This window comes from Streptomyces profundus, assembly GCF_020740535.1.
Classification (GTDB): domain Bacteria; phylum Actinomycetota; class Actinomycetes; order Streptomycetales; family Streptomycetaceae; genus Streptomyces; species Streptomyces profundus.
In genome coordinates, this window is record NZ_CP082362.1 from 1,408,284 (window position 1) to 1,429,487 (window position 21,204).

Sequence of the window (21,204 nt, forward strand, 5' to 3'; positions counted from 1 at the left end):
TGCTCGTCCTCCATGCTGATTGACGCTGACTGACGTCTTCCGCTCCCGGCTTTACCCATCGCCTCCCGAGGCGCACCATGTCCTCAGCGCCTGGCCATAGCCCCGTGGCCAGGCTCCTTGGCCGAAAGACAACGGGATTCCGGATTGTGCGTGACGTTTCCGGTACTCCGGTGTCCTACCAGGTGTCAGCGCGACCGCACCTGGTCGCGGCCAACGCAACGAAAGGCAGGCCATGGCAACCAAGACAGCCTCCCACAGCGCCACCGACCGCACGGCGGAGCAAGCCCCTGAGGGGAAGAGCGGGGAGGGGAAGACCGGCGAGGCTCGCCTCCCCCAGCAGAACGCCGGCCGCGAGAGTGAGACCACCGTCAGCGAGGGCGCGTCGGGCGCGCAGGAGCCCGCCGAGACGCGGGGGCGCACCTCGATCGCCGGCGGGGTCGTGGAGAAGATCGCCGGAATGGCGGCGCGCGAGGTTCCCGGTGTGCACGCCCTCGGCGGCACCCTCTCCCGCACCCTTGGCGCCGTCCGGGACCGGGTTCCCGGCGGCCGGGCCCAGGTCAGCCGGGGTGTCAAGGTGGAGGTCGGCCAGCGGCAGACCGCCATCGACCTCGATGTGATGGTGGAGTACGGCGTGCCGATCGCCGATCTCGCCCGCGAGGTGCGAGAGAACGTGATCGTGGCCGTTGAACGAATGACCGGCCTTGAGGTGATCGAAGTCAATATCGCGATTGTGGATGTCCGGCTGCCGGACGAGGAACTCCACGACGACGAGCCTCGGGTGCAGTGAGAACGACCGTGTGGGAACCGATGCGGAGTGGTGCGGACCGGTAAGGGGCAACAATGCACAGCTGGGATGAGCACGGTGGAGACCTCGGCGCCGCCCGCCGCGAGGACGGCGGCGGCCCGGGCGGGCACGGGAGCCTGGGCGGACACGGTGGCCTGGGCGGGCACGGCGGCCTGGGCGGGCACGGTGGCCTGGGCGAGCACGGTGGCGGTGACCCCGGCCGTGGTGGCGGCGCGGTCCGCCACGGCGACGGCGGGGCGCATCAGGACCACTGGTCGCGACGTCGCCTCCCCGCGCTGGCCGTGGTGTTTACCGGGCTCGCGATCTGGCTGGTTCAGATGGTCCAGGCGGCCGGCAGGTGACCGAAGCACGAACCCCGGACCGGCCCGACGCCGATCCGCGTGACCCGGAAGGTGCGGGGGGCGGGAGCCGCCGCTGGTGGCTGGCGCTCCGCCGCACCCCGGTGTCGCTGTGGCGGGACGACATCGACCACTGGGCCGCCGCCCTCACCTACTACTCGGTGCTGGCGATCTTCCCCACGCTCTTTGTCGCGCTCTCACTGCTCAACTTCGCTCATCCGGCGGCAGGACCCGAACTGATCGGGCATGTCAGCGCGCTGGTTCCGGCCAACTCCCGGGAGGACGTCTACAACGCGCTGACCGATGTGGCCGAACCCGGTTCCGGTGTCTGGCTGTTGACGGTGATCGGCGCGGCCAGCGCGGTGCTCGCCGCGTACAACTATCTGAGCATCTTCCGACGGGTGCTGCACGCGATGCACGGCGTCGCCGACCAGCGCCCGCCGCTGCGCGCCATCCCGCGCACCACGCTGACCGCCCTCGGCCTGCTCGGCCTGCTGGTGGCCAGCGCGGCGGCGCTGATCCTGACCAGCGGCGCGGTGCGGGCGATCGGCCGGATACTGGGCATGGGCGAGGGCGGCACCACGGCATGGACGGTCCTCAAATGGCCACTGCTGGTCGTTCTGGTGGCGACGCTGGTGCTCATGCTCTTCCGCACCGGTCCCGACCGGGCCAGGCCGCCCTACCGGGGGCTGCCGGGTGGCGCGTTGGCCGTGACGCTGTGGCTGGTGGCCTCGGCGGGCTTCGCGCTCTATGCCTCGCAGGTCACCACCTACAACCGGCTCTATGGCTCGTTGGCCGGCATCGTGGTCTTCCTGGTGTGGCTCTGGGTGTCGAACCTGGCCCTGCTCTCGGGCGCCCAGTTCAACGCGGAACTGGCCAAGTCGGCGCGGGGATCGCTCACCGCGACCGGCACCGAGGAAGCGAAACGGAACCGTTTCGTACCAGTTGGCGCACCGCCGGCAGGCCGTCCCCGAAAGGGGGGAACGGAACGAAACGGTGTCGTACCCGAGGGGTCACCGCAGGGCGATCGGGCCTCGGAGAACGAACGGGAACGAAACGGTGTCGTACCGGGCGGCCCGCCTTCGGCGCAGGGCACCCCCGAGGGCCAGCGGGAACGAAACGGTCTCGTACCCGGCGGGCCAGCGCCGGCCCCGCCGCCGTCGCCCCCACCAAACATGTCCCCGCCGAACACGTCGCCGCCGAACACATCACCACCGAACGCCGCTTCGTCGCCCAACACATCACCGCCGAACACCCCTTCACCACCAAACATGTCCCCGCCGAACACATCACCGCCGAACGCCGCTTCGTCGCGCCCGGCGGCCGGTGGTTCCGCCGTTGCCGGTGGTTCCGCCGTTGCCGGTGGTTCCGCCGTTGCAGGTGGTTCCGCCGTTGGCGGGGATGCCGCCGGCAGCGACGCGGCCGACTCCGGTGGCGGCGACGGGGCGATACGTGTCCCGCCCCCGCCCGCGTTCCCGCCGCTGCCGTTACGGCCTCCGGCACCGCCCCGCCCCACCGTCCCACCACCCCCCTCGGCCCCGCCCGCGATCCCGCCCCCGCCGTTCCCTCAACCCGCCGGCGTCGCCTCGCGGTCGGCCTCCGCCAACGAGGGGTAGTCGGTGTAGCCCTCGGCCCCCCGCGTGTAGAGCCGCCCGGTGTCGATCGCGTTGAGTTCGGCGCCGGCGGCGAACCGCGCCGGCAGGTCGGGGTTGGCGAGGAACGCGCGCCCGTAGGAGACCAGGTCGGCGCGGCCGGAGGCGAGCAGTTCGGCTCCCTGTTCCCTGGTGGTGGCCGGCCCGTTCTCCCCCACGTTGGCGATCAGCGTGCCCGACCAGCGCGGGCCCAGCTCTTCGAGGGCCGGATAGCGGTCGTTGTCGGTCAGATGCAGATAGGCGAGGTCGACCTCACGCAGCGCGTCGACCAGGAGTCGGTAGACCGGCCCCGGGTCCGCCTCCACCATCCCGAACTGCGGGTTTCCCGGCGAGATGCGCAGCGCGACGCGTGCGCCGCCCACCGCGTCAGCCACCGCGCGCACCACCCGCAGCGGGAACCGGGTCCGGTTCTCGGGGGAACCGCCGAAGGCGTCGGTGCGCAGGTTGGTGTTGTCGGCGAGGAACTGGTGCAGCAGGTAGCTGTTGGCACCGTGGAGCTCGATCCCGTCGAATCCGGCGGGGCCGACCGCGAGTCGGGCCGAGTTGACATAGTCGGCGACGGCGATGTCCAGGTCCTCCTCCGTCATCTCCCTTGGCACCGGGGCGAGTTCCCGTTCGCCGCCGCGCAGGGTGACGCGTTCGGGCGGGGCGACGGCGGAGGGTCCCGCCGGTTGCGAGCCGTCGATGCGTCCGCCGGGGTGGCCGAGCCGTCCCCCGTGCATCAGCTGGGCGAAGATCCGTCCGCCGGCCGCGTGGACCTCGTCGGTGACGCGGCGCCAGGCGGCGGCGTGGGCCGGGGTCTGAAGGCCGGGGATCCGCCATCCGCTCTGCCCTCGGACGCTGGGCCAGAGCCCTTCGGTGATGATCAGTCCGGCGCTGGCGCGCTGCGCGTAGTAGGTGGCGACGATCGGAAGCGGGTCGCCGTCCTCGGTACCTCGGTAGCGTGTCATCGGGGCCATGACCAGCCGGTTCGGGAGGGTCAGCGGGCCGAGGGAATACGGAGTGAAAAGCGTGGTGTTGGTCATGGCTGGACGGTAGGAGGTGACACCAGTGTCAGATTCAAGTCCGGTTCCGGCGCCGGCCATGGGCGAGGGCGGGGGCGCCGAACCCCGGCTCACCATCGGCGCGTTGGCGCGTCACACCGGGGTGAGCGAGCGGTCGCTGCGCTACTACGAGCAGCAGGGCCTGCTGGTGGCCGAACGTTCGCCCGGCGGGCATCGGCGGTATCCGGAGCGCGCGGTGCACCGGGTGATCCGCATCCAGGAGCTTTTCGCGGCCGGGATGTGCAGTTCGAAGATCGAGCAGGTGCTGCCCTGCCTGCGGGACGAGGACGGCGGCCCCTCCGGCCGTGCGACGCCGCTGCTGATGTCCGATCTGACCGAGCACCGTGCCCGGCTCGACCGGCTGATCGCCGAGTTGGAGATCAGTCGGGAGGTCCTCGACCAGGTGATCGAGGCGGCGGTGGGCAACGGGGAGCGCGGCTGAGGAACGTCAGCGCAGCACGGCTGCCAGCAGGTCGGTGCCCAGCGCCGTCAGATCGGGAACGTTGAGGGTGTAACGAACATACCGACCGTCCCGTCTGGCCGTGAGCAGTCCCGATCGGCGCAGCACTGCGAGGTGGCGGGACACCTCGGGCGGTGTGAGTTCCCAGGCGTGGGCCAGCTCCCCCGTGGTGTGCGGGCCGCGGGCCAGGGTGCGCAGCAGCCGCAGCCGCAGCGGGTGGGCGACCGCGTCCAACCGTGCGGTGACGGTTTCCAGCGAAACTGGTTCGGAGGGGCTGGGTTCCGCCACGGGGTACTGCACCACCGGCTGCCATCCGGGGGCCTGGACCACCACCAGATGGGGGCGGACGAAGACGCTGGGGATGAAGGTGACCCCGGAGCCGTCGGGGGCGGTGGCCCGGTCCTGAAGCTTGTCGATGACGATCCGGTCGCCGCCGGGGGCCAGAGTGATCGCCCCGGAGACGGAGGCGAGTGCGGGGCCGATGCCCTGCCGCTTGAGCAGGTCGTTCTTCAGGCGCACGTCGGTGGCGAGCCGTGCGGCGGCGCCGGCCCAGGCGGCGTCGAAGAAGGCCTCGGCGCACTGTTCGAGCGTCTCGCGCACCCAGGCCCGCACCACCTTGGGGTCCGCGAGCAGCCGTTCCGCGAACGCTTCCTGTCGCGCGCCGCCGGCCTGGGCCAGGTACAGGGCCCGCTCGCGCGCGGTCGCGTCGGTGAGCGGCGAAGAACGGGCGAGGGGGACGCGGCTGCTGCTACAGGTGGCGACGAGCGCGGCGGTCACATATGCCTCGTCGTCGATCCGGTCGACGTCGTCCAGTTCCTCGGCGAGGGTGGGTCGGGGCCGGGCGGGGATCAGGAAGTCGGCCTGGGAGGAGCGCCAGAGGAACTCGGCCTCCCGCAGCCGCTCGGCCAGCTCGGGCCGCAGTTCCGCCCAGGTGTCCGCGGCCCAGCCGGCGCGTCGCTGATGGTGTCCCGGTTCGGCCAGCACATGCAGCATCGCGGTCAGTTCGGCCAGCGGGGAGGCGGCGAACCACAGCCGTTGGGACGGCGGGCCGCTGATGTCGATCCTCAACGTCACCCATTCATCATCACCGGTCGGACGGTCGGGGTCGGCGTCGGTTGACGTTGTCGGTCAACCGACATGGCCCGCGCGGCGGCCGGACGCACCGTTGCCGCCATGGCGTCCACCACCACGTTCAGGCTCAGCGCGCTCGTCCGCGCCTCCGGGGGGCCGCGCTATGCCGTCGCGCTGGCCGTCGACGCGCTCGGCACGGGCCTGCTGCGGCCGTTTCTGCTGCTCTACGGCGTGCTGGTGCTGGGGCTTTCGGCGCCGGCCACCGGCATCGCCATGACGCTCGGCATCGTCATGGGTCTGGTGTGCATGCCGGCGGTGGGCTGGTGGTTGGACCGGGGCGCGCGCAGCGCGGTGGTGGCGGCGTCGATGCTGGTGCGGGTGCTGGGGGTGGCGCTGCTGCTGGCCACGCCGGTGGGGAACGTCTGGCTGTTCGCGGCGGCGGCGCTGCTGCTCGGCGTCGGCAACCAGGCGTGGCCGGCCGCCCATGCGGCTCTGGTGGCCACGGTCGCGCATGGCAGGGAACGTGACACCGCGCTGGCCGGGGGCCGTGCGCTGCGCAACGCCGGCATGGGGGTGGGCGCGCTGCTCGCGACCGTGTGTCTGGCGGGCGGCCCCGCCGCGCTGCGGGTGTTGGCGGCTATCACCGGGCTCGCGTGTCTGGCCGCCGCGGCTCTGACGTGGTCGGTGCGGCTGCGGGTGCGGCCGGTCGCTCCGCCGGCCGGGGGTGGGGATGAGGGGGCGGCGCCCCGGATGCGCGCGCTGTTGGCCGCCAACGTGATCTACGCCTTCTGCCTCCAGGTGCCCGAGATCGCGCTGCCGCTGATCTTGGTCACGAGGTTGGACGCGTCCCCGATGTGGTCGGCGGCGATCTTCGTGGCCAACACGGTGCTGGTGGTGACCCTCCAGGTGCCGGTCACCCTGCTGTTGTCCCGTTTCTCCCGGCGGGCGGTGTTGGCCTCGGGTGGTGTGGTGCTCACCGTGTCCTACCTGGGCTTTCTCGCGGCGACCTCGTTGGGTCCCGGCTGGGGGCCGCCGGCCGTCGCCCTGGTCTCGGTGGTCTGCACGCTCGGGGAGATCGTCTACGCGGGCACCGCCACGGCGTTGGTCACGGTCCTTGCCCCGGCGCGGGTGTTGGGGCGTACGCTCGCGCGGTTCGAGCTGTCGACGGGCTTCGGTCTCGCGGTGTCGCCGATGGTCTTCACCGCGTTGGCCCCTCATGGCTCGGTCGCGCTCTGGGGTGGTCTGGCCGGTGCGACGCTTCTCTCGGCCGGCGCGGTCGCCGTCGAGAAGGATGCCGAGAGGGACGGGGGTGCGCGCGAAGGCGGGGCTCCCGAGCGGTGTTGACGTCCCTGGCCGGGGTTCGGGGGTGGAACCTAGGGTGTCGGCCATGGAGCCAACCACCGAGGAAGAGCCGTCCCCCTGGCGTCGACGGGGCCATCTGTCGCTGATCACGGTGGGGGTGGCGGCGCTGATATCGCTGCTGGCGCTGCCCGCGAACGGCTGGCCGACGGGTGGCCTGCGCGGCGGCCCTGACGCGCGGTCGATCAGCTGCGACGCCGTCCTGTTCGGCGGCCCTTCCGATGCGTTGGGCACCGCCTGGGACAGGCAGTCGGGCCGGGTGAGCGGCGAGGAACAGGGGAGGATCAACGCCGCGTGTGACGCCAAGAGGACGCAGCGGATCGGCTGGTCGGTGGTGGTCGCGATCCCCGTGGTGCTGTTGATCGTGCGGCTGCCGCCGGGGCGGCGGTGGCGGACCGACGGCTGGAACCTCGACTGGCCGGGACATGGCGGCGCGCACTACCACCACCGCTGACGCCGTACCGCCGACCGTCGTCTCGCGTGGTCAGGCGGCGCGGTGTCGCAGTGCGCCCTCGACGCCGAGCCTCGGGGTGCTGAGGACGGGGGTTGGGAGGTCGGTCAGCAGGTCCTTGGCCGGGGCCATGGACGCCTGGGCCAGCACCAGCACGTCGACGTCCGTCGCCAGTCGACGGGCGTGGGTGGCCACTTCGCGGGCGTAGCCGTCGGTGTCGCCGGCCGTGAACAGCTCCCAGGCGCTGAGGCAGGGCGCGGGCACCAGTTCGACCTCGCGGCCGGCGGCTCGGGCGCACGCGTCGAGCAGTTGGCTGGTGGGGTCGATGCTGGAGGCGCTGGTGGCGATGATCGCGATCCGGCGGCCGGCGCGGACGGCGGCCTCGGCCATCGGCCGGTCCACACGGAGGACCGGCACGGGCAGCGGGCCGCCGGCCTGGGCGCCGTACTCCTCGGCGAGGCCGGCGATGCTGGAGCAGGTGCAGACGATCACCTCGGCGCCGTTCTCGGCGAGTTGGTCCAGATCGCGGCGCACCTCGGCGCGGGTCACCTCGTCGAGGCCGTGTTCCCGGGCGCGCTCCAGGTGCCGTTCGGAGATCAGATGCTCGGCGGGTGTCCCCGGTGCCAGCTCGTCGAGCAGACCCTGGAACGAGGCTTGGTGCACGGCCGCGGTATGCAGAAACCCGATCATGTGGGCAGCCTAGGCCCATGCCACGCTGGCCGCTTCGGTACGGTCCGCCCGCTGCGGACTCCAGTGCCGCGTCGGTCGGGGTTTGCGCGGGGCAAACCCTGGCTGATGCGGCACTAGGGTGTGTTCCATGACGCAAACCCCGGCAAACGAAGCTCAGGCGCTCTTCCAACGGTGGATCGACGAGGTGTGGAACGGGTATCCCGAGGCCGCGCGGGCGCTGGTGACCGAGGACTTCGTGGGGCACTGGCCGGACTACGAGGTCAGGGGTCCGGACGAGCTGGTCGCGGCGATCGCGGAGACCCATGACATCGCCGACTCGGCGCACTTCGAGATCGAGGTCGGCCCGTTCGCCGCCGGTGATCTGGTGGCGGGCCGCTGGCGGGGGCGGCTGGACACCCCCGGCGGTGAGGCGCGCTTTGTCGGCAACGACATTCTTCGCATCCGCGACGGCCGCTTCGCCGAGTACTGGAACGCGGCCACCCAACTCGACTGAGCACGCCAGGGATTGTCAGTGCCCGCCTCTAGGGTGGCCACATGTCCTCAGCACTGTCCCTGAAGAAGGTCACCCCGGAGAACGTCAAGGCCGCCTGTGCCCTGCGGATACGCCCGGAGCAGGAGAAGGTGGTGGCCCCGGTCGTCATGTCGCTGGCCGAGGCGTACGCGTCGCCCGAGACCGCCTGGCCCCGGGTGGTCTTCGACGGTGCGGAGCTGGTGGGCTTCGTCATGGGCGGATTCGAGCCGGACTGCCCGGTGGACGCGTTCCGGTGCGGCATCTGGCGGCTCAACATAGCCGCGGGGCATCAGGGCAAGGGCTATGGCCGGTTCGCGGTCGAGGCGGTCTGTGCGGAGGCCCGCCGCCGGGGGCAGCGGCGGGTGACGGTCATGTGGCTGCCGCACGAGCACGGCCCCGAGGAGTTCTATCTCCGCCTCGGTTTCCGGCCGACGGGGGAGACGATGGGCGGGCAGGTGATCGGCGAGCTGTGGTTGTCGTAGTGCCGCGCGCCGGGGTCAGCCGCGCAGGGCCTCGGTGATCTGGTGGGCGGTGGCCAGGGCCACGTCGGGGCGGGTGGCGGCGTAGCCGCGGTGGGCGTTGAGGCCGGTGGTCAGGGCCCAGGCGCGGCCCCTGGTCCAGGTGGCGTCGTCGATGCCGAGGGTCTCGCGGAAGAGGGGCCTGGCCTCGGGGGTGAGCAGCGTCCAGGCGATCACCAGGTCGCAGGCCGGGTCGCCCTGCCCCAGGCCGCCGAAGTCGATCACGGCGCTGATGTCGCCGTCGCGGGTGAGCAGGTTGCCGACGTGGAAGTCGCCGTGGAACCACATGGGTGGGTGGTCCCAGGCCGGTGCGCGCAGCGCGGCCTCCCACAGGTCGGTGAGCGCTTCGGCCGGGAACGTGTCCTTCAGCGCCTCGATGTCGGCGCGGGTCGCCTCGTCGCGCTCCGGGAGGCCGACGTCGGCCAGGTCCTGCCCGGCGTGCCCGGGGGCCAGGGTCTCGGCGGGCGGCAGTCGGTGCAGCGCCGTGAGGAACTCGGCCAGCCGCCGCGCGGTCCGGGCCGGGTCGACGAGGGCGGCGGGAGTGGCCTGCGCGCCGTCCAGCCAGCGGGTGACGGACCAGCGCCACGGGTAGCCGTGGTCGGGGCGGCCGACGAAGAGCGGTTCGGGGATGGCGAGCGGCAGCCGGGGGGCGAGCAGCGGCAGCCAGAGGCTCTCCTTCTCCGCCTGCCCGGCGGCCCAGTCGCCCCTGGGGAGCCGCACGGACATGGTGTCGCCCAGGCGGTGGATGACATGGTCGGATCCGCCCGGGGTCAAGCGCCGCAGCGGCAGTTCGGCCACGCTCGGATACTGGTCGGCCAGCAGTCGCCTGACGAGTCCCTCGTCGATCTCCGGCGTGGTGGGGGTGGGGGGTTCTGTGACGGCCAACGGTGATCCGGTTCCTTTCCTGCCCCGCTTCTCCCGGTCAGGCGTCGTCGCGCGGGCCGGCGCCGCCGAGCCGAACCATCCAACTGCCGGGGCCCGCCCGTTGTCCAAGGATTATCGGCGGGGGAAATCAGCTCGACAGGGCCCTCGTGACCTGGTCGGATGGTGCGGCTCGGCGGCAGGACGACCCGCCGTTCGCCCCTGCCCCGCGCGCCGTCGGCGCTCCGCCGCCGGGGCGGCCGTCGGGCGCGACGGACCAGGAACGACCGTTCCCCCCGTGACCGTTGAGAAGCCCTCAGGACCGGCCAGAGAAGGTACCTATGTGTGCGGCGAAGATGCACGACGATGAGCCCGATATCGATGCGTCGCTGGTCAGCCGGCTGATCGCCGTCACGTTCCCCCGGTGGGACGGGCTCCCCGTCGTGCCCGTGCCGTCCTCCGGCACGGACAACGCGATGTTCCGGCTGGGCAAGGCGCTGGTGGTGCGGTTGCCCCGCACCGCCTGGGCCGCGGGCACCGTGGAGACCGAGGACCGCTGGCCGACGGTGCTGGCCAGCCATCTGCCGGTGTCGATCCCCGTCCCGCTGGAGGTGGGCGAGCCGGCGGAGGGCTATCCCTGGCGTTGGTCGGTGCACCGCTGGCTGCCGGGCGTCAATCCGGTGGCGGGCGAGGTCGTCGCCCCGCTGCATCTCGCCGAGGATCTGGGCGAGTTCGTCAACGCGCTGCGCGCCGTCGACGCCCGGGAGGGCCCTCGCGCCGGTCGTGGGGTGCCGCTGGCCCACCGGGACGGGCCGACCAGGGACGCGCTGGCCCAACTCGCCGCGCTGGACCGGGAGGACGAGCCGCTGGACCTCGAAGCCATCACGCGGATCTGGGACGAGGCCCTGACGCTGCCCCCGTACGAGGGCCGGGACCACTGGCTGCACGGGGACCTCTCGCCCGGCAATGTGCTCGTCGGCCCCGACGGACGGCTGAACGCGGTGATCGACTTCGGTGTGGTCGGCATCGGTGACCCCAGCGTGGAACAGATGGTCGCGTGGAACCTGTTGCCCGCCGAGGCCCGCCCGACGTTCCGTTCGCTGCTGGGCTCCGACGAGGTGACCTGGGCGCGGGGCCGGGCGTGGGCGCTGTCCATCTCGCTGATCCAGCTCCCCTACTACCGGCTCACCAACCCGCTCCTCGCGGCCAACTCCCGCCATGTGATCCACGAGATCCTCGCCGACGCCGCCCTCGGGGCGTGACTCCGGCTCAGGTGGGTCGGCTCCGGCGCCTGGTCGACGTCGCCGTCCTGGCCCGGTGCGTGCCGGCCCGATGGGTGCCCGTGGGTGACAGCGTGCCCCGCCGCCCACGGACTTCGGCCGGGGCGGTCAGGAGAAGTCCAGCACCAGCCGGCCGCGCAACCCGCCGGCCTCCAGCCTGCGGTGGGCCTCGGCCGCCTCCTCCGCGGGCAGCACCTCGGCCACGTGCAGGGAGAGGGTTCCGGCCTCGACCTGACGGCACAGCGCGTCCAGACCACGGGTGTCCGTGATGCCGTCCGTCACCATCAACGGGTGTATCCGGACGCCGCGTTCGGCCGGACCCGCCCAGCCCCGCAGCTCGGCCACCGTCCCACCGTCGGCGACGGCCGGCACCACCTCGGTCGTCTGCGTCGAACCGTCCACCAGCCCCGGCACCCCCTCGGGCGCCACCTTCCTGATCCGGGCGGCGACATCGGCACCGCGCTCGACGACATGGTCGGCGCCGAACCCCCGAACGCGTTCGACGTCCTGGGGCGCGGCGTCAGCGATGACGGTCAGCCCGTCGGCCTTGGCCAACTCGACCGCGTACCCTCCGACGGCACCGGCCGCACCGGTCACGGCGACGGTTCCCCCGGCCGGCACCGCCACCGCGTCCAGCGCGAGCCGCGCGGTCATCGCGTTCATCAGCAGCGTGGACGCGGCCGGGAAGTCCACCCCGGCGGGCGCCGGCACCACCGAAGCGGCGGGCACCACGACCTGCTCGGCATAGGCCCCGCCATGCTCGCTGGTGAACAGCACCATGGCCGCGACCCGTTGCCCCACGGCGAGCCGATCGCCGACCCCGGGCCCCACCTGGTCGATCACCCCCGCGGCGTCCATCCCCGGCACGAACGGACCCGGCCGGTCCGCCATCCGCACGGCGTGCCCGCCGGTCCTTAGCAGCACATCCGTCGGATTCACCGCCGCCGCACGCACCCGAATCCGCACCTCCCCCGGCCCCGCGACCGGCTCCGGCAGATCGAGCACACGCAGCACGTCGGGACCGCCGAAGTCATACACACCAATAGCCTTCATGCCACGCCCCAACTCCCGACGCCCTCCCGGCATTCCCCTACCGGGACGGCGGGTTCGCCAGCCACACCGACGCCGGGACGATCCCGGCCCCGGTGCACCACCTCGCGGCGTCGCCGGTCGAGGGGCTCGCCATCGCCTACCGGCTTGGAACCGCCCTCCGCGCCACCCTCACCGGGACACGGCTGCCTCAACTGGGCCACCGCTGACGGGGGGTTCGCCCTGGAGAAGCGTCGTCACGCGGCCGGGTCAAGCCGGAAGTGCATCTCGGGTGACAGATCCGGTGTGCTTCCGGCCGCCCCGGGGCCCGTCCAGAATCGGATCGCGAGCGCACGGCTTCGTGGTCGATACGAAGCCGACCAGAGAGTTCCGCCGAGCACCGCGCCGGACTCGGGCCATTGGGTGCTCACGGCGACCTGATCGGCGATATCGACGAGGCGGTCGGCGGTGAACGGATGCTCGGGGTCGACCGCGACATGCGCGTCCATCCGCTGTAGACGCTCGATGGACCCGCGGATATCCGGGTCGTTCTCCCATGATTCGGGGATCTGCCGGAGCAGGCTGTGGTTGGTGGATCGCATCGTCCCGTCGCGCTTCACCACCGTGTGCGTCGTGTTGTCGTCTCCGGGCTCAGCCAACATCACGACTCCCTCGGCATCGGCGATGATGTAATGGCAGGGCATCCAGGACAGATATGTCTGCTGCTCCTCGAATACACGCTGGGCGTCCTCGACGGTGCGACAGCGGTCAAGGATGAACCGAAGCACCTCCAACTCGTTCAACCCCGGCTCGATATCCGGAGGGCTGAAGGTCGACGCCGTTCGATCGATGAGCTGCATCATCGATACGACGAGGCCAGCCTCGTTCATGCCGTCGATCACTCCGTTGCAGAGATCGAAGGCACACAGGAACAGCGCGCTCATCCCCCCGTCGGTGGGGTGGATCTCCATCACATACGGCTCGCTCAGCATCGCGGGCGCTTCGGGAAAGGCACCAGGGCCGAAGACCGCGTCCGGCAACGAGAGAAAGCCGAAGTCGAAGTTCCGCTGCACCACCGTGCCGGCATCCACGGTCGGCGCGGCGAGCACCGAGCAGCCCACCCTCTGAGGCGGCGTGGGCAATTGCATGTGGTAGCCGACACCGAGCGCATCAACCTTCGGGTCCGCCGGGTCCAATCCAAACGCACGCGCGATCCCCACGCCACGGGCGACCAACTCCGGATAGTGCCGCACAGCCCACGCACGGCGGCTTTCCGCCACACCCTCGGGCAGCAGCAGCTCTTCCGCCGCTACCCGATACCGGGACCGAGCGATATGGCCAAGCGATTCCCCGATCTCTTCGTTGCTTCCATGAATACGCATATGACGAACTGCCAGTCGCTCGTCCGGCGATTGATACACCATCACGTCCATGGCCCCGTCTCCTGTCCATAAGTGGGAACTTCCCTTTTTCGCACGAGATGGAGACCGGCCGGCATCCCGCCCGAAGCCCATGGCTCAACGCCGCCGTGGAGCGCGACTCGGCCCCGCTCGATTCGCCCTCCGGGAGCCCCCACCAGCACAGATGCCCCGCCACTGCCCTGGAACAGCCGCTCCAACTCGTCCGCCCCCTGAACGACTTCACCCCCCGGCGAGTTCCCGGTCCCACCCTCCTCCACGATCGCGTGAATTCCCCCGGACACGAGCGGACATGCTTCGGAGTGGGGCGTCACAGCAGATCCCAAAGACAGCGTTGGTCACCGAAAAGCCCGCTGTTCGCGAATAAAGCAGTCCCAGTCCCGAGTGACCTGGGCCCCGGCTGCGACAATGTGCAGCGCGCTGGTGAACTCCTGCAACATGTCCTGTACTCGGGGATGCTGGCTGGTGGTGTCGTCATACAGGGATCTGGCGGTCTCTACGGCTTGCTCGATGTCGCCCTGCCCTAGTTGTGCCTGGGCGAGCCGTGCCGTGACGATGGCTCGATCACGCCGCATGTGAGGGGGAAGGAACGCGAGACTCCGGTGGGCGTGGGCCTCCGATTCCCCATAGCTTCCGAGAGCGAGGAACGCGGTCTGGGCGAGACCATCGAGTTCCGCCTGATCGTAGGACGCGCTCGCCCACAAGGGGCGTTGTTCGGACGGATCGGCTTGCTGGAGCGCCTCCTGTGCGTGGCCGAGCACCTGTCGGACGGCTCGGGTGTCCCCGGTCAGGCCGTGAATGGCGGCATGCCGAGCGTGCCCGAGAGAGGCGAAGAAGGGGTCACGGCGGGCAATCGGGAGGCGGCGAGCCACATCATTCGCCGCCAGTGCGTCAGCGGGCCGCTCCAGGTGACGATAGAGGCTGCCCGCATGTGACCAGATGCGGAACTGGATGGCCGGGTCCCCGGACATGGCAGCGAGGCTCGCGGCGCGGTCGAAGTGACGTTGGGCGGTGTCGAAGCGCCGGCCGTCGATCGCGGCCCACATGGCACTGGAAGTAAAGGACGCGGCACAGCTGTACAGGGCAGACCGAACGCGTTGGCTTGCCGCGCCCCGGGACTGAAGCGCGAGTGCCTCACTGGAGAAGGCGGAGGCTCGTGCCTCGATGGTCAGCTTGCCACCGTGTCGGTGATCGCTGGCGATGAGAGAGGCAAACTTGCCCAGGAGTCGGTCCACGTCGCTCCTCCCCACCCGGGGTTGCACGGCACCAGCCGGCGTCGTGACGGCTATGGCCGTACCGGTGGCGGCGGAGATGAAACGGCGTCGACGCACAGGGTCCTCCTGTGATACCTGACGCGAGGTGGGCGGCCCACTTCGCGGGGCGAAGCCCAACTCGCTGATCGGGCAGTTGAATACTGCCTCTAAGGCTGCCCGTTGGCGTTGGTGCGGCCACCTGGTCTTTCCGGTCAGCCAGTTTCGAACGGTGCGGTCGCTCACGGTCCCCTCGTAGCCGGCAGCACAGAGGTCGGCGTTGACGGCGTCAGCAAGTTCCAGCTGGGTGAACCCTGCGCGGCGGGGTGGTGCGGAGGTAGGTGCGTTGCCACTCGGTGCGCTTGCCAAGAACCACTCCCGCTGTACCCGCTCGGGACTGATCAGGTAGCGCCAGGGGCAGGTCAGTGGCTCTTCGGCGGTGCCTCGCCACTGGGCGTGGGCGCTTTAGGCTGTGCGCCGTGATCAAGTGTGTGGCTCTGGACATCGGCGAGACGTTGACCCGTGACGATCGGTACTGGGCAGCTTGGGCGGAATGGCTGGAGGTACCGCGCCACACGTTGTCCGCCCTGGTCGGTGCGGTGGTGGCCCAGGGAAGGGACAACGCCGACGCGTTGCGGATGCTGCGGCCCGGTATCGATCTGGCGGCGGAGTACTCCGCGCGGGAGGCCGCTGGGCGCGGTGAGCAACTGGGGGAAGCCGACCTCTACCCGGACGTGCGACCAGCGCTGTCCGCACTCCGCAGCTCAGGGGTGCGGGTGGTTGTGGCCGGCAACCAGACCTCACGCGCAGGCGAGTTGCTGCGTGCGATGGACCTACCGGTGGACGCTCTCACGGTCTCCGCCGAGTGGGGTGCCGCCAAGCCCAGCCATCAGTTCTTCGCCCGGGTCATCGCCCTGGCGGAAGCCGAACCTGACGAGATCGTCTACGTCGGCGACCATCCGGCGAACGACATCTACCCAGCCCGGGAAGCTGGCCTGGCCACAGCACACCTGCGACGTGGGCCGTGGGGCCACCTCTGGGCGGACGCCCCTGAGGTACGAGCGACGACAACCTGGAGCGTGGACAGCCTGACGGAGTTGGCCGAAGTGATCACAAGAACCTGACTCTCTGCGCCTCAGTGTGATCACACGGGTACCGTTGGGAGTGAAACTGGACGAGGCGGCCGGTGGTCGCCTCGTCCTTTGTCGCTGGCCGCTGTCAGCGGACGGCAGTGACGAAGGCCGTCCAAGAGGCACGGGAGAAGACCACCGCCGGCCCGGTCGGTCGCTTGCTGTCGCGAACCGGAACGGCGGTGGCGTGGTCGGGGCAGACCTCCAGGCAGTCTCCATTGCTGCCGCCGCTGTAGCTGGACTTGCGCCAGCCCGTGAGTGCGGAAGCGTCGGGTACGGAGGTCGGTTCAGGGTTCATCGTGTTCCTCTGCAATAGCCCTGGTGAGGGCTAGGGACTCGCGTTGGGGCAGAGCATCGCTCAGAGCGACATCGTAGGCCGCATGGCACTTGGCCAACAGGGCCGGATCGTCTAGGAGATGTCCCGACAGAACACTCTCGGCATAGGCCACCGGCGCGGCGTCCTCAAAGCTCATCAGCATCATCATGCCCTCCAGCAGGGAATGCGCCCCGACAGCGAAGGGGAGTACGTGGAGACGTAGCCGACCCGACTCCGCCATATCCGAGACCTTGCCCAGTTGTTCGGCCATGGCCCGGCCTCCGCCCACCCTCCGGCGAAGCGCCCCCTCATCGAGCACCACCCACAGTACTGGCGCCTGCGCGCCTTCCAGGATGCGGCCCCGCTCCATTCGATTGACTACCTGCTGGTCAACCACCTCGGGCCGGTAGTTCGGCTGAAACGTCTGGAAGACCGCACGGGCATACGCCTCGGTCTGGAGCAGGCCGGGGATCAGCAGACCGCTGAACTGTCGGATCTCCGTGGCCTGTTGCTGAAGCTCCGCCGCCTCGGCGAAATGGTCGGCGTACCGCTGATTCAAGTCCTCCAGCCACCGGGAGAACCAGCCGTCAGTGTTCAGCGCCTTGTCGATCCGCTTGGCGTCGTCGGGGTTGGGGAGGCGGCGACCGGCTTCGAAGTGGCTGATCAAGGTCGGCGAGCAGACCACTTCGAGGGCGAGCTCCTCCTGGGTCATCCCGGCGGCGAGGCGGCGTCGGCGCAGCTCGTCACCGTACTTCTTACGCAGTGTGGGGGGTTGTCGAGCGGCCATCTGCGGATCTCCTAGCTGAACTTCCGTACCTGACCCAGATGTTGTCAGGCCATTTCCTCTGGTCAGCGTAGCGACCGACACATCACGCTGTGACCGGATCACCACGCAGCGGGATGACGAATCCGTCTCCCGCCACAGACCAGGAGCACGAGAAGGATGGGTGAGCGGGATGACCACACCTAGAGAGGACTCGGTTTCCTCGCCTGACATCGAGGACGAGCCGCCGGAAGCCGAGTCGGAGCCCGACCCGCATGCGGAGTTGCTCGCACGGTTGCGGGAGCGGAATGCGGCCAGTGAGATCAACTATCGGATCAAGAGCGGGGAGTTGCCGTGAGGTTGGCGGAGCTCGTTCTCGATTCGGATCAGCCGACCTCGTTCGTCATGGAATGCACTGCCTGTGGGTTCTTCGGGCCGAAGGGGCAGGACGTGGAGGACGGGGCGGAGTGGGCCGGGCAGCACCTGGCCCTGCATCCGGAGCACCTCGCCTATCGCGAACACATTACGCGGGCCTACCGGTTCGAGGCGATGGGGACGTGAGCGGCGAGCCGATTATCAAGGGTGCGGACTGGGTGCTCACCGACGAGCTCGGACCCGGGGCGCCCGATGGCATCTATGCCGTCGAGTGCATGACGTGCACCGCTCGTTCGCCGCTGTTCGACAACGACGCGCACCCGGTTGCCGTTTGGGCGATCCAGCACACCGCCCAACAGCCGGACCATGACCTGTTCCTGGCCCGCGCCGAGAAGCACTGGCGTGTCGTACGCCGTCGGCACGAGGACGAGAGCCCGGGGCCGGCGCCGCAGAAGCCCGTGGTCGCGTTTCTGGACCGCGCGTTCGGGCCCGCGTTCGTCGGGTTGATGTGTCTCTGCACCGCCCTGACCGGCTATCTCATCGCCCTCAACTGACCAGCAAGGACAACCCCCTTTCGTGCGCATCACTTTTATGACGCTGTCCACCACACGGGACGGCCACCTCCTCATGGTCCAGGGACCTGACGGCTGGACGCTGCCCAACGGCACGGTCCCGCCCGGCAGTTGTCCCGTCCTGACCGCCCGGCAGACGTTGATGGACACCACCGGCTACGACCGAGGGGTGACCGACGCCTACGCGATCAGCGTCACCCACACCGACCCGGTGTCCCTCACCTATGTGCTCGACGGCGGACACACCCCCACCATCCCCGCCGGCGCGCACAAGCACCTCCCGCCCAACGCCGGCTGGCTCCCGCTACGCGAACTCCACGAACCACCCCCGATCGTCCGCTACGCCCTCACCGCCGCCGCACAGCGGCGCCGCGTGCCCGTACTCATCAACGGCGAACGCCCCGACGCCGCCTACACCTGAGCAGAGAGAAGAACATGGCACCGCAGACCCGAGTGATCGTCCTCGTCATCACCCGCAACGGATACGTCCTCCTCCACCGCGACCAACTGCCGCAGGCCACCGTCCCCAACCACGGCAACCTCGCCCTCACCGGCAGGCTCACCCTCGCCCGCCAGACCGGACACCTCGCCGACATCACCCACGCCTGGACCGTCCGCTCCATCGGCCCCGACAACGACGGCGAACTCTGGATCCTCGACGGCGGCGTCCACGACACCGTCCCCGACGCCACCGAGGACACCCACCCCCACGCCCGCTGGGCCCCCATCACCACCCTCGGCGAGAACCAGGCCATCCAGGAAGCCCTGGACGCCGCCGACGCCAACATCAGCATTCAACTCCCCACCACATGAACCTGATGTAAACGGCCGCCGGCCCCGAGGGGCCGGCGGCCTGGGTGGGTGGCGGGGGTCAGCGCATGGTGATGACGTTGCCGCTGATCAGGTCGGCGTCGTAGGAGATCAGGAACCGGATGGTGGCCGCGACCTCCGCCGGGTTGGCGATATGGAAGTGGGTCGAGCTGGCCCGCACGGAGTCGCGGACCTCCTCCGTGACCCAGCCGGTGTCGGTGACCGGCGGGTGCACGATATTGGCCGTGATCCCCTCGGGGGCCAGCTCGACCGCGGCCGACATCGTGTAGTGGGTCTGGGCGGCCTTCGCCGCGCCGTAGGAGACCTCGCCGGGAAAGCCGAGTTCGGCGCCCGAGGTGAGGCCGACGACCCGGCCCCAGTTGGCCTCGCGGGCCCGATGGCGGCGGGCGAGTTCGGCGATCAGCAGGGCCGGGGCGTGGGCGTCCACCGCGAACTGCTGGCTGATCGTCTCGTGGTTGACCGGGACCGTGGTGCGACCGAACTGATCGGGTTCGCCATCGAACCGGAAGGTGTCCTGAACCCAACCTGACGCGTTGTTGATCAGAATGTCGACGGGGCCGAGGAGTTCCTCCGCCGTGTCGAAGATCCGGGCCGGGGCGGTGGGGTCCCGGAGGTCGACCTCAAGGGCGGCGGCCCGGCCGCCCCGGTCGCGGATCTCCAGGGCGACCTCCTCGCCGGAGGTGGTGCGGTCCTTGTAGTAGCGGGCGTAGTGGCCGGCGCGTTTGTCGGCGTGGGCGCCGCCCTCCTCGTCCTTGGTGCGCAGATAGGTGCACAGCACGGCGATGTCGTTGTCGGCGAGCATCTCGGCGACGGCGGCTCCGATGCCGTGGTTGGCGCCGGTCACGATCGCCACATGCTTGGGTGAGGTGTCCATACGGACAGCCGTAGCATGCTTGCCCACGGTCACCAAGTCGATTTGCGCCCAGAGTTGACTTATGGACAACGGGGCCGGGACGCGGACGGACACCCGCGTGGAGCCGGTGCGGCCGACGGCCGGCGCCCACCGTCGAGTGACCGGTTTCCGTGGCCCGTGCGGAGGCGGCACAGTGGCCGGTCAGCGAGGCGGACGCCTGGCGATCCGCCGACGACCGGCCGCGTTCGGAAACAAAGCGCCTGGTCAGGACGGATGTACGTTCGTACACCCGGGGTGTAGTCTCGGCTGGGTGACGGACTACTTCGCCGGGGACTCCCGCACCAACCACGAGCGCATGCTCGCCGGGGATCTCTATATCGCCGATGACCCGGAGATCCTCCGCGCTCAGCAGCGCGCGGCCCGCCTGGCCGCCGACTACCAGGCGGCGTACGCCGCCGACGTCGAGGGCGCGCAGCCGATCATCCGCGAGCTGATCGGCGATCTCGGCACGGACGCCCACATCAGGCCACCGCTCTTCGTCGACTACGGCACCTATATCTCGGTCGGCGACCGCACCTTCATCAACTACAACTTCACCGCCCTGGACGTGGCGCGGATCACCATTGGGCAGGACTGCCAGATCGGCCCCCAGGTGCAGTTGCTGACCCCCACCCACCCCCTGGAGCCGGGGCCTCGGCGTGACAAGCTGGAGGCGGCCAAGCCGATCACCATCGGCGACAACGTGTGGCTCGGCGGTGGCGTGATCGTGCTGCCGGGGGTCACCATCGGCGACAACTCCGTCATCGGCGCCGGGGCGGTCGTCACCAAGGACATTCCGGCCGATGTGCTCGCCCTGGGCAATCCCGCCAAGGTGATCAGGCCGCTGTGAGGCACAGGGCACGCTGATGGCGATCGGACAGCATGATCCGGACCGGCGCGAGCGGATCATCCAGGCCGCGCTGGAGCTGATCGCCGAGCAGGGCGTCGCCGGCACCTCGCACCGCAAGGTCGCCGCCCGCGCGGGCGTGCCGTTGGGCTCGATGACCTACCACTTCGACGGCATGGACGAACTGCTCCGCGAGGCGTTCACCCGCTTCTCGGACACCGTCGTGGCCGTCTTCGAGGAACGCCTCGGCGCGGCGAGCGGTGTCGAGGAGGCCCGCGAGGCGGTCGCCGACCTCGTCCACCACCTGTCGAGCGGCGACCAGGGCAACCAGCGGGACATCGTCCTCACCCACGAGCTGTACACGCTGGCGGCGCGCGAGCCCGCCTTCCGGGCGCTGACCCGGGCCTGGATGAGCCGTAGTCGTCGCGCGCTGGAATGGCACTTCGATCCGGCCACCGCCCGCCAACTCGACGCGCTGATCGAGGGTCTGTCCATCCACCGCGCGCTGGAGACCGAACCGCACGAACGCGCGCTGACCCTTGAGGCGATCGTCCGGATCACCTCGCCCCTCCCCGAACAGGCTGAACAGGCCGGACAGCCCGGACAGGCCGGACAGCCCGGACAGCCCGGACAGGCTGATCAGGCCAGACAGCCCGAACAGCCCGAACAGGCCGGATAGGCCGCTCGCCCCCCGCAGCCGGGCATCCGGCTCCCCCGGCGCGTACAGGCGCCGCTTCGCGCC

At 70.4% G+C, this 21,204-nt stretch carries 27 protein-coding genes; 17 read left to right on the forward strand and 10 right to left on the reverse strand.

Features of this window, described 5'->3' with window-relative positions; translation table 11 throughout:
• The first annotated feature begins 232 nt into the window (after positions 1 to 232).
• From K4G22_RS06275 to K4G22_RS06285, 3 genes are read left to right on the forward strand one after another with little or no spacing between them, the layout of a single operon-like run.
• Positions 233 to 787, forward strand: coding sequence for an Asp23/Gls24 family envelope stress response protein (locus tag K4G22_RS06275; RefSeq protein ID WP_228078720.1), 555 nt, complete (start codon positions 233 to 235; stop codon positions 785 to 787).
• A 53-nt stretch (positions 788 to 840) separates the two neighbouring features.
• The gene (locus K4G22_RS06280; protein WP_228078721.1) at positions 841 to 1,146 is read left to right on the forward strand and encodes a hypothetical protein; all 306 of its coding nucleotides are present in this window, start codon (positions 841 to 843) and stop codon (positions 1,144 to 1,146) included.
• Complete coding sequence (locus tag K4G22_RS06285; RefSeq protein ID WP_228078722.1) at positions 1,143 to 2,759, forward strand: YihY/virulence factor BrkB family protein; 1,617 nt, start codon at positions 1,143 to 1,145, stop codon at positions 2,757 to 2,759. The genes K4G22_RS06280 and K4G22_RS06285 overlap by 4 nt, the downstream gene beginning before the upstream one ends.
• On the opposite strand, the gene K4G22_RS06290 is transcribed toward K4G22_RS06285, so the two are convergent.
• Positions 2,711 to 3,820: an alkene reductase gene (locus K4G22_RS06290; RefSeq protein WP_228078723.1), complete on the reverse strand. Its 1,110-nt coding sequence runs from the start codon at positions 3,818 to 3,820 to the stop codon at positions 2,711 to 2,713. The genes K4G22_RS06285 and K4G22_RS06290 overlap by 49 nt on opposite strands.
• 58 nt (positions 3,821 to 3,878) lie before the next feature.
• On the opposite strand from K4G22_RS06290, the gene K4G22_RS06295 reads away from it, so the two are divergent.
• Complete coding sequence (locus K4G22_RS06295) at positions 3,879 to 4,280, forward strand: MerR family transcriptional regulator (RefSeq protein ID WP_228083974.1); 402 nt, start codon at positions 3,879 to 3,881, stop codon at positions 4,278 to 4,280.
• Positions 4,281 to 4,286: 6 nt separating this feature from the next.
• On the opposite strand, the gene K4G22_RS06300 is transcribed toward K4G22_RS06295, so the two are convergent.
• Complete coding sequence (locus tag K4G22_RS06300) at positions 4,287 to 5,372, reverse strand: helix-turn-helix domain-containing protein (protein WP_228078724.1); 1,086 nt, start codon at positions 5,370 to 5,372, stop codon at positions 4,287 to 4,289.
• Between the two features lie 99 nt (positions 5,373 to 5,471).
• Between K4G22_RS06300 and K4G22_RS06305 the strand changes: the two genes are divergently transcribed.
• Both K4G22_RS06305 and K4G22_RS06310 read left to right on the forward strand, forming a co-directional pair.
• Entirely contained in the window at positions 5,472 to 6,713 is a 1,242-nt protein-coding gene (locus K4G22_RS06305) for an MFS transporter (protein ID WP_228078725.1), read from the forward strand.
• Between the two features lie 43 nt (positions 6,714 to 6,756).
• Positions 6,757 to 7,182: a hypothetical protein gene (locus K4G22_RS06310; protein WP_228078726.1), complete on the forward strand. Its 426-nt coding sequence runs from the start codon at positions 6,757 to 6,759 to the stop codon at positions 7,180 to 7,182.
• Between the two features lie 30 nt (positions 7,183 to 7,212).
• Here the strand turns inward: K4G22_RS06310 and K4G22_RS06315 are convergent, their stop codons facing one another.
• Complete coding sequence (locus K4G22_RS06315; RefSeq protein ID WP_228078728.1) at positions 7,213 to 7,869, reverse strand: aspartate/glutamate racemase family protein; 657 nt, start codon at positions 7,867 to 7,869, stop codon at positions 7,213 to 7,215.
• A 127-nt stretch (positions 7,870 to 7,996) separates the two neighbouring features.
• On the opposite strand from K4G22_RS06315, the gene K4G22_RS06320 reads away from it, so the two are divergent.
• Positions 7,997 to 8,362, forward strand: coding sequence for an ester cyclase (locus K4G22_RS06320; RefSeq protein WP_228078730.1), 366 nt, complete (start codon positions 7,997 to 7,999; stop codon positions 8,360 to 8,362).
• Positions 8,363 to 8,403: 41 nt separating this feature from the next.
• Positions 8,404 to 8,862: a GNAT family N-acetyltransferase gene (locus tag K4G22_RS06325; RefSeq protein WP_228078732.1), complete on the forward strand. Its 459-nt coding sequence runs from the start codon at positions 8,404 to 8,406 to the stop codon at positions 8,860 to 8,862.
• A 15-nt stretch (positions 8,863 to 8,877) separates the two neighbouring features.
• Here K4G22_RS06325 and K4G22_RS06330 read toward each other — a convergent pair whose 3' ends face one another.
• Entirely contained in the window at positions 8,878 to 9,783 is a 906-nt protein-coding gene (locus tag K4G22_RS06330) for an aminoglycoside phosphotransferase family protein (RefSeq protein ID WP_228078733.1), read from the reverse strand.
• 332 nt (positions 9,784 to 10,115) lie between these two features.
• On the opposite strand from K4G22_RS06330, the gene K4G22_RS06335 reads away from it, so the two are divergent.
• Positions 10,116 to 11,021, forward strand: a complete 906-nt coding sequence (locus K4G22_RS06335; RefSeq protein WP_228078734.1) for an aminoglycoside phosphotransferase family protein — start codon at positions 10,116 to 10,118, stop codon at positions 11,019 to 11,021.
• A gap of 126 nt (positions 11,022 to 11,147) precedes the next feature.
• On the opposite strand, the gene K4G22_RS06340 is transcribed toward K4G22_RS06335, so the two are convergent.
• The 3 genes from K4G22_RS06340 to K4G22_RS06350 form a co-directional block, all read right to left on the reverse strand.
• Positions 11,148 to 12,092, reverse strand: a complete 945-nt coding sequence (locus tag K4G22_RS06340; protein WP_228078735.1) for a quinone oxidoreductase family protein — start codon at positions 12,090 to 12,092, stop codon at positions 11,148 to 11,150.
• 233 nt (positions 12,093 to 12,325) lie between these two features.
• Positions 12,326 to 13,501 (reverse strand): C45 family autoproteolytic acyltransferase/hydrolase, encoded by a 1,176-nt coding sequence (locus tag K4G22_RS06345; protein WP_228078736.1) that lies wholly within the window; start codon positions 13,499 to 13,501, stop codon positions 12,326 to 12,328.
• A 323-nt stretch (positions 13,502 to 13,824) separates the two neighbouring features.
• A complete protein-coding gene (locus K4G22_RS06350) occupies positions 13,825 to 15,105 on the reverse strand; it encodes an NsdA family TPR-like regulatory protein (protein WP_483414795.1) in 1,281 nt (426 codons plus the stop codon).
• Between the two features lie 110 nt (positions 15,106 to 15,215).
• On the opposite strand from K4G22_RS06350, the gene K4G22_RS06355 reads away from it, so the two are divergent.
• On the forward strand, positions 15,216 to 15,860 hold the full coding sequence (locus tag K4G22_RS06355; RefSeq protein ID WP_342399146.1) for an HAD family hydrolase: 645 nt from the start codon (positions 15,216 to 15,218) through the stop codon (positions 15,858 to 15,860).
• 94 nt (positions 15,861 to 15,954) lie between these two features.
• Here K4G22_RS06355 and K4G22_RS06360 read toward each other — a convergent pair whose 3' ends face one another.
• Together K4G22_RS06360 and K4G22_RS06365 are read right to left on the reverse strand one after the other, a co-directional pair.
• On the reverse strand, positions 15,955 to 16,164 hold the full coding sequence (locus K4G22_RS06360) for a DUF397 domain-containing protein (protein ID WP_228078738.1): 210 nt from the start codon (positions 16,162 to 16,164) through the stop codon (positions 15,955 to 15,957).
• Positions 16,154 to 16,969: a helix-turn-helix domain-containing protein gene (locus K4G22_RS06365; RefSeq protein WP_228078740.1), complete on the reverse strand. Its 816-nt coding sequence runs from the start codon at positions 16,967 to 16,969 to the stop codon at positions 16,154 to 16,156. Before K4G22_RS06365 ends, K4G22_RS06360 begins: the two co-directional genes overlap by 11 nt.
• A gap of 169 nt (positions 16,970 to 17,138) precedes the next feature.
• On the opposite strand from K4G22_RS06365, the gene K4G22_RS06370 reads away from it, so the two are divergent.
• From K4G22_RS06370 to K4G22_RS06390, 5 genes are read left to right on the forward strand one after another with little or no spacing between them, the layout of a single operon-like run.
• Positions 17,139 to 17,303, forward strand: coding sequence for a hypothetical protein (locus K4G22_RS06370; RefSeq protein ID WP_228078741.1), 165 nt, complete (start codon positions 17,139 to 17,141; stop codon positions 17,301 to 17,303).
• Positions 17,300 to 17,506 carry a DUF7848 domain-containing protein gene (locus tag K4G22_RS06375; protein WP_228078743.1) on the forward strand — a complete coding sequence of 69 codons (207 nt, stop codon included), beginning with the start codon at positions 17,300 to 17,302 and terminating at the stop codon, positions 17,504 to 17,506. The genes K4G22_RS06370 and K4G22_RS06375 overlap by 4 nt, the downstream gene beginning before the upstream one ends.
• Positions 17,503 to 17,874: a DUF7848 domain-containing protein gene (locus K4G22_RS06380; protein ID WP_228078745.1), complete on the forward strand. Its 372-nt coding sequence runs from the start codon at positions 17,503 to 17,505 to the stop codon at positions 17,872 to 17,874. Before K4G22_RS06375 ends, K4G22_RS06380 begins: the two co-directional genes overlap by 4 nt.
• 22 nt (positions 17,875 to 17,896) lie before the next feature.
• Entirely contained in the window at positions 17,897 to 18,313 is a 417-nt protein-coding gene (locus K4G22_RS06385; RefSeq protein ID WP_228078746.1) for an NUDIX hydrolase, read from the forward strand.
• A gap of 14 nt (positions 18,314 to 18,327) precedes the next feature.
• Complete coding sequence (locus K4G22_RS06390) at positions 18,328 to 18,705, forward strand: hypothetical protein (protein WP_228078748.1); 378 nt, start codon at positions 18,328 to 18,330, stop codon at positions 18,703 to 18,705.
• Positions 18,706 to 18,763: 58 nt separating this feature from the next.
• On the opposite strand, the gene K4G22_RS06395 is transcribed toward K4G22_RS06390, so the two are convergent.
• On the reverse strand, positions 18,764 to 19,597 hold the full coding sequence (locus K4G22_RS06395; RefSeq protein ID WP_228078750.1) for an SDR family NAD(P)-dependent oxidoreductase: 834 nt from the start codon (positions 19,595 to 19,597) through the stop codon (positions 18,764 to 18,766).
• A gap of 289 nt (positions 19,598 to 19,886) precedes the next feature.
• Between K4G22_RS06395 and K4G22_RS06400 the strand changes: the two genes are divergently transcribed.
• The gene (locus K4G22_RS06400; RefSeq protein WP_228078753.1) at positions 19,887 to 20,465 is read left to right on the forward strand and encodes a maltose acetyltransferase domain-containing protein; all 579 of its coding nucleotides are present in this window, start codon (positions 19,887 to 19,889) and stop codon (positions 20,463 to 20,465) included.
• Positions 20,466 to 20,481: 16 nt separating this feature from the next.
• Positions 20,482 to 21,141 (forward strand): TetR/AcrR family transcriptional regulator, encoded by a 660-nt coding sequence (locus K4G22_RS06405; protein ID WP_228078755.1) that lies wholly within the window; start codon positions 20,482 to 20,484, stop codon positions 21,139 to 21,141.
• The last annotated feature ends 63 nt before the right edge of the window (positions 21,142 to 21,204 follow it).

Bases quoted from the DNA above. Each gene is read 5' to 3' on its own strand.
- K4G22_RS06315 (WP_228078728.1), bottom strand. From the start codon at position 7,869: ATGATCGGGTTTCTGCATACCGCGGCCGTGCACCAAGCCTCGTTCCAG.
- K4G22_RS06275 (WP_228078720.1), top strand. From the start codon at position 233: ATGGCAACCAAGACAGCCTCCCACAGCGCCACCGACCGCACGGCGGAG.
- K4G22_RS06295 (WP_228083974.1), top strand. From the start codon at position 3,879: ATGGGCGAGGGCGGGGGCGCCGAACCCCGGCTCACCATCGGCGCGTTG.
- K4G22_RS06340 (WP_228078735.1), bottom strand. From the start codon at position 12,092: ATGAAGGCTATTGGTGTGTATGACTTCGGCGGTCCCGACGTGCTGCGT.
- K4G22_RS06335 (WP_228078734.1), top strand. From the start codon at position 10,116: ATGCACGACGATGAGCCCGATATCGATGCGTCGCTGGTCAGCCGGCTG.
- K4G22_RS06365 (WP_228078740.1), bottom strand. From the start codon at position 16,969: ATGGCCGCTCGACAACCCCCCACACTGCGTAAGAAGTACGGTGACGAG.
- K4G22_RS06360 (WP_228078738.1), bottom strand. From the start codon at position 16,164: ATGAACCCTGAACCGACCTCCGTACCCGACGCTTCCGCACTCACGGGC.
- K4G22_RS06345 (WP_228078736.1), bottom strand. From the start codon at position 13,501: ATGGACGTGATGGTGTATCAATCGCCGGACGAGCGACTGGCAGTTCGT.
- K4G22_RS06395 (WP_228078750.1), bottom strand. From the start codon at position 19,597: ATGGACACCTCACCCAAGCATGTGGCGATCGTGACCGGCGCCAACCAC.
- K4G22_RS06325 (WP_228078732.1), top strand. From the start codon at position 8,404: ATGTCCTCAGCACTGTCCCTGAAGAAGGTCACCCCGGAGAACGTCAAG.
- K4G22_RS06310 (WP_228078726.1), top strand. From the start codon at position 6,757: ATGGAGCCAACCACCGAGGAAGAGCCGTCCCCCTGGCGTCGACGGGGC.
- K4G22_RS06320 (WP_228078730.1), top strand. From the start codon at position 7,997: ATGACGCAAACCCCGGCAAACGAAGCTCAGGCGCTCTTCCAACGGTGG.
- K4G22_RS06390 (WP_228078748.1), top strand. From the start codon at position 18,328: ATGGCACCGCAGACCCGAGTGATCGTCCTCGTCATCACCCGCAACGGA.
- K4G22_RS06305 (WP_228078725.1), top strand. From the start codon at position 5,472: ATGGCGTCCACCACCACGTTCAGGCTCAGCGCGCTCGTCCGCGCCTCC.
- K4G22_RS06280 (WP_228078721.1), top strand. From the start codon at position 841: ATGCACAGCTGGGATGAGCACGGTGGAGACCTCGGCGCCGCCCGCCGC.
- K4G22_RS06405 (WP_228078755.1), top strand. From the start codon at position 20,482: ATGGCGATCGGACAGCATGATCCGGACCGGCGCGAGCGGATCATCCAG.
- K4G22_RS06290 (WP_228078723.1), bottom strand. From the start codon at position 3,820: ATGACCAACACCACGCTTTTCACTCCGTATTCCCTCGGCCCGCTGACC.
- K4G22_RS06370 (WP_228078741.1), top strand. From the start codon at position 17,139: ATGACCACACCTAGAGAGGACTCGGTTTCCTCGCCTGACATCGAGGAC.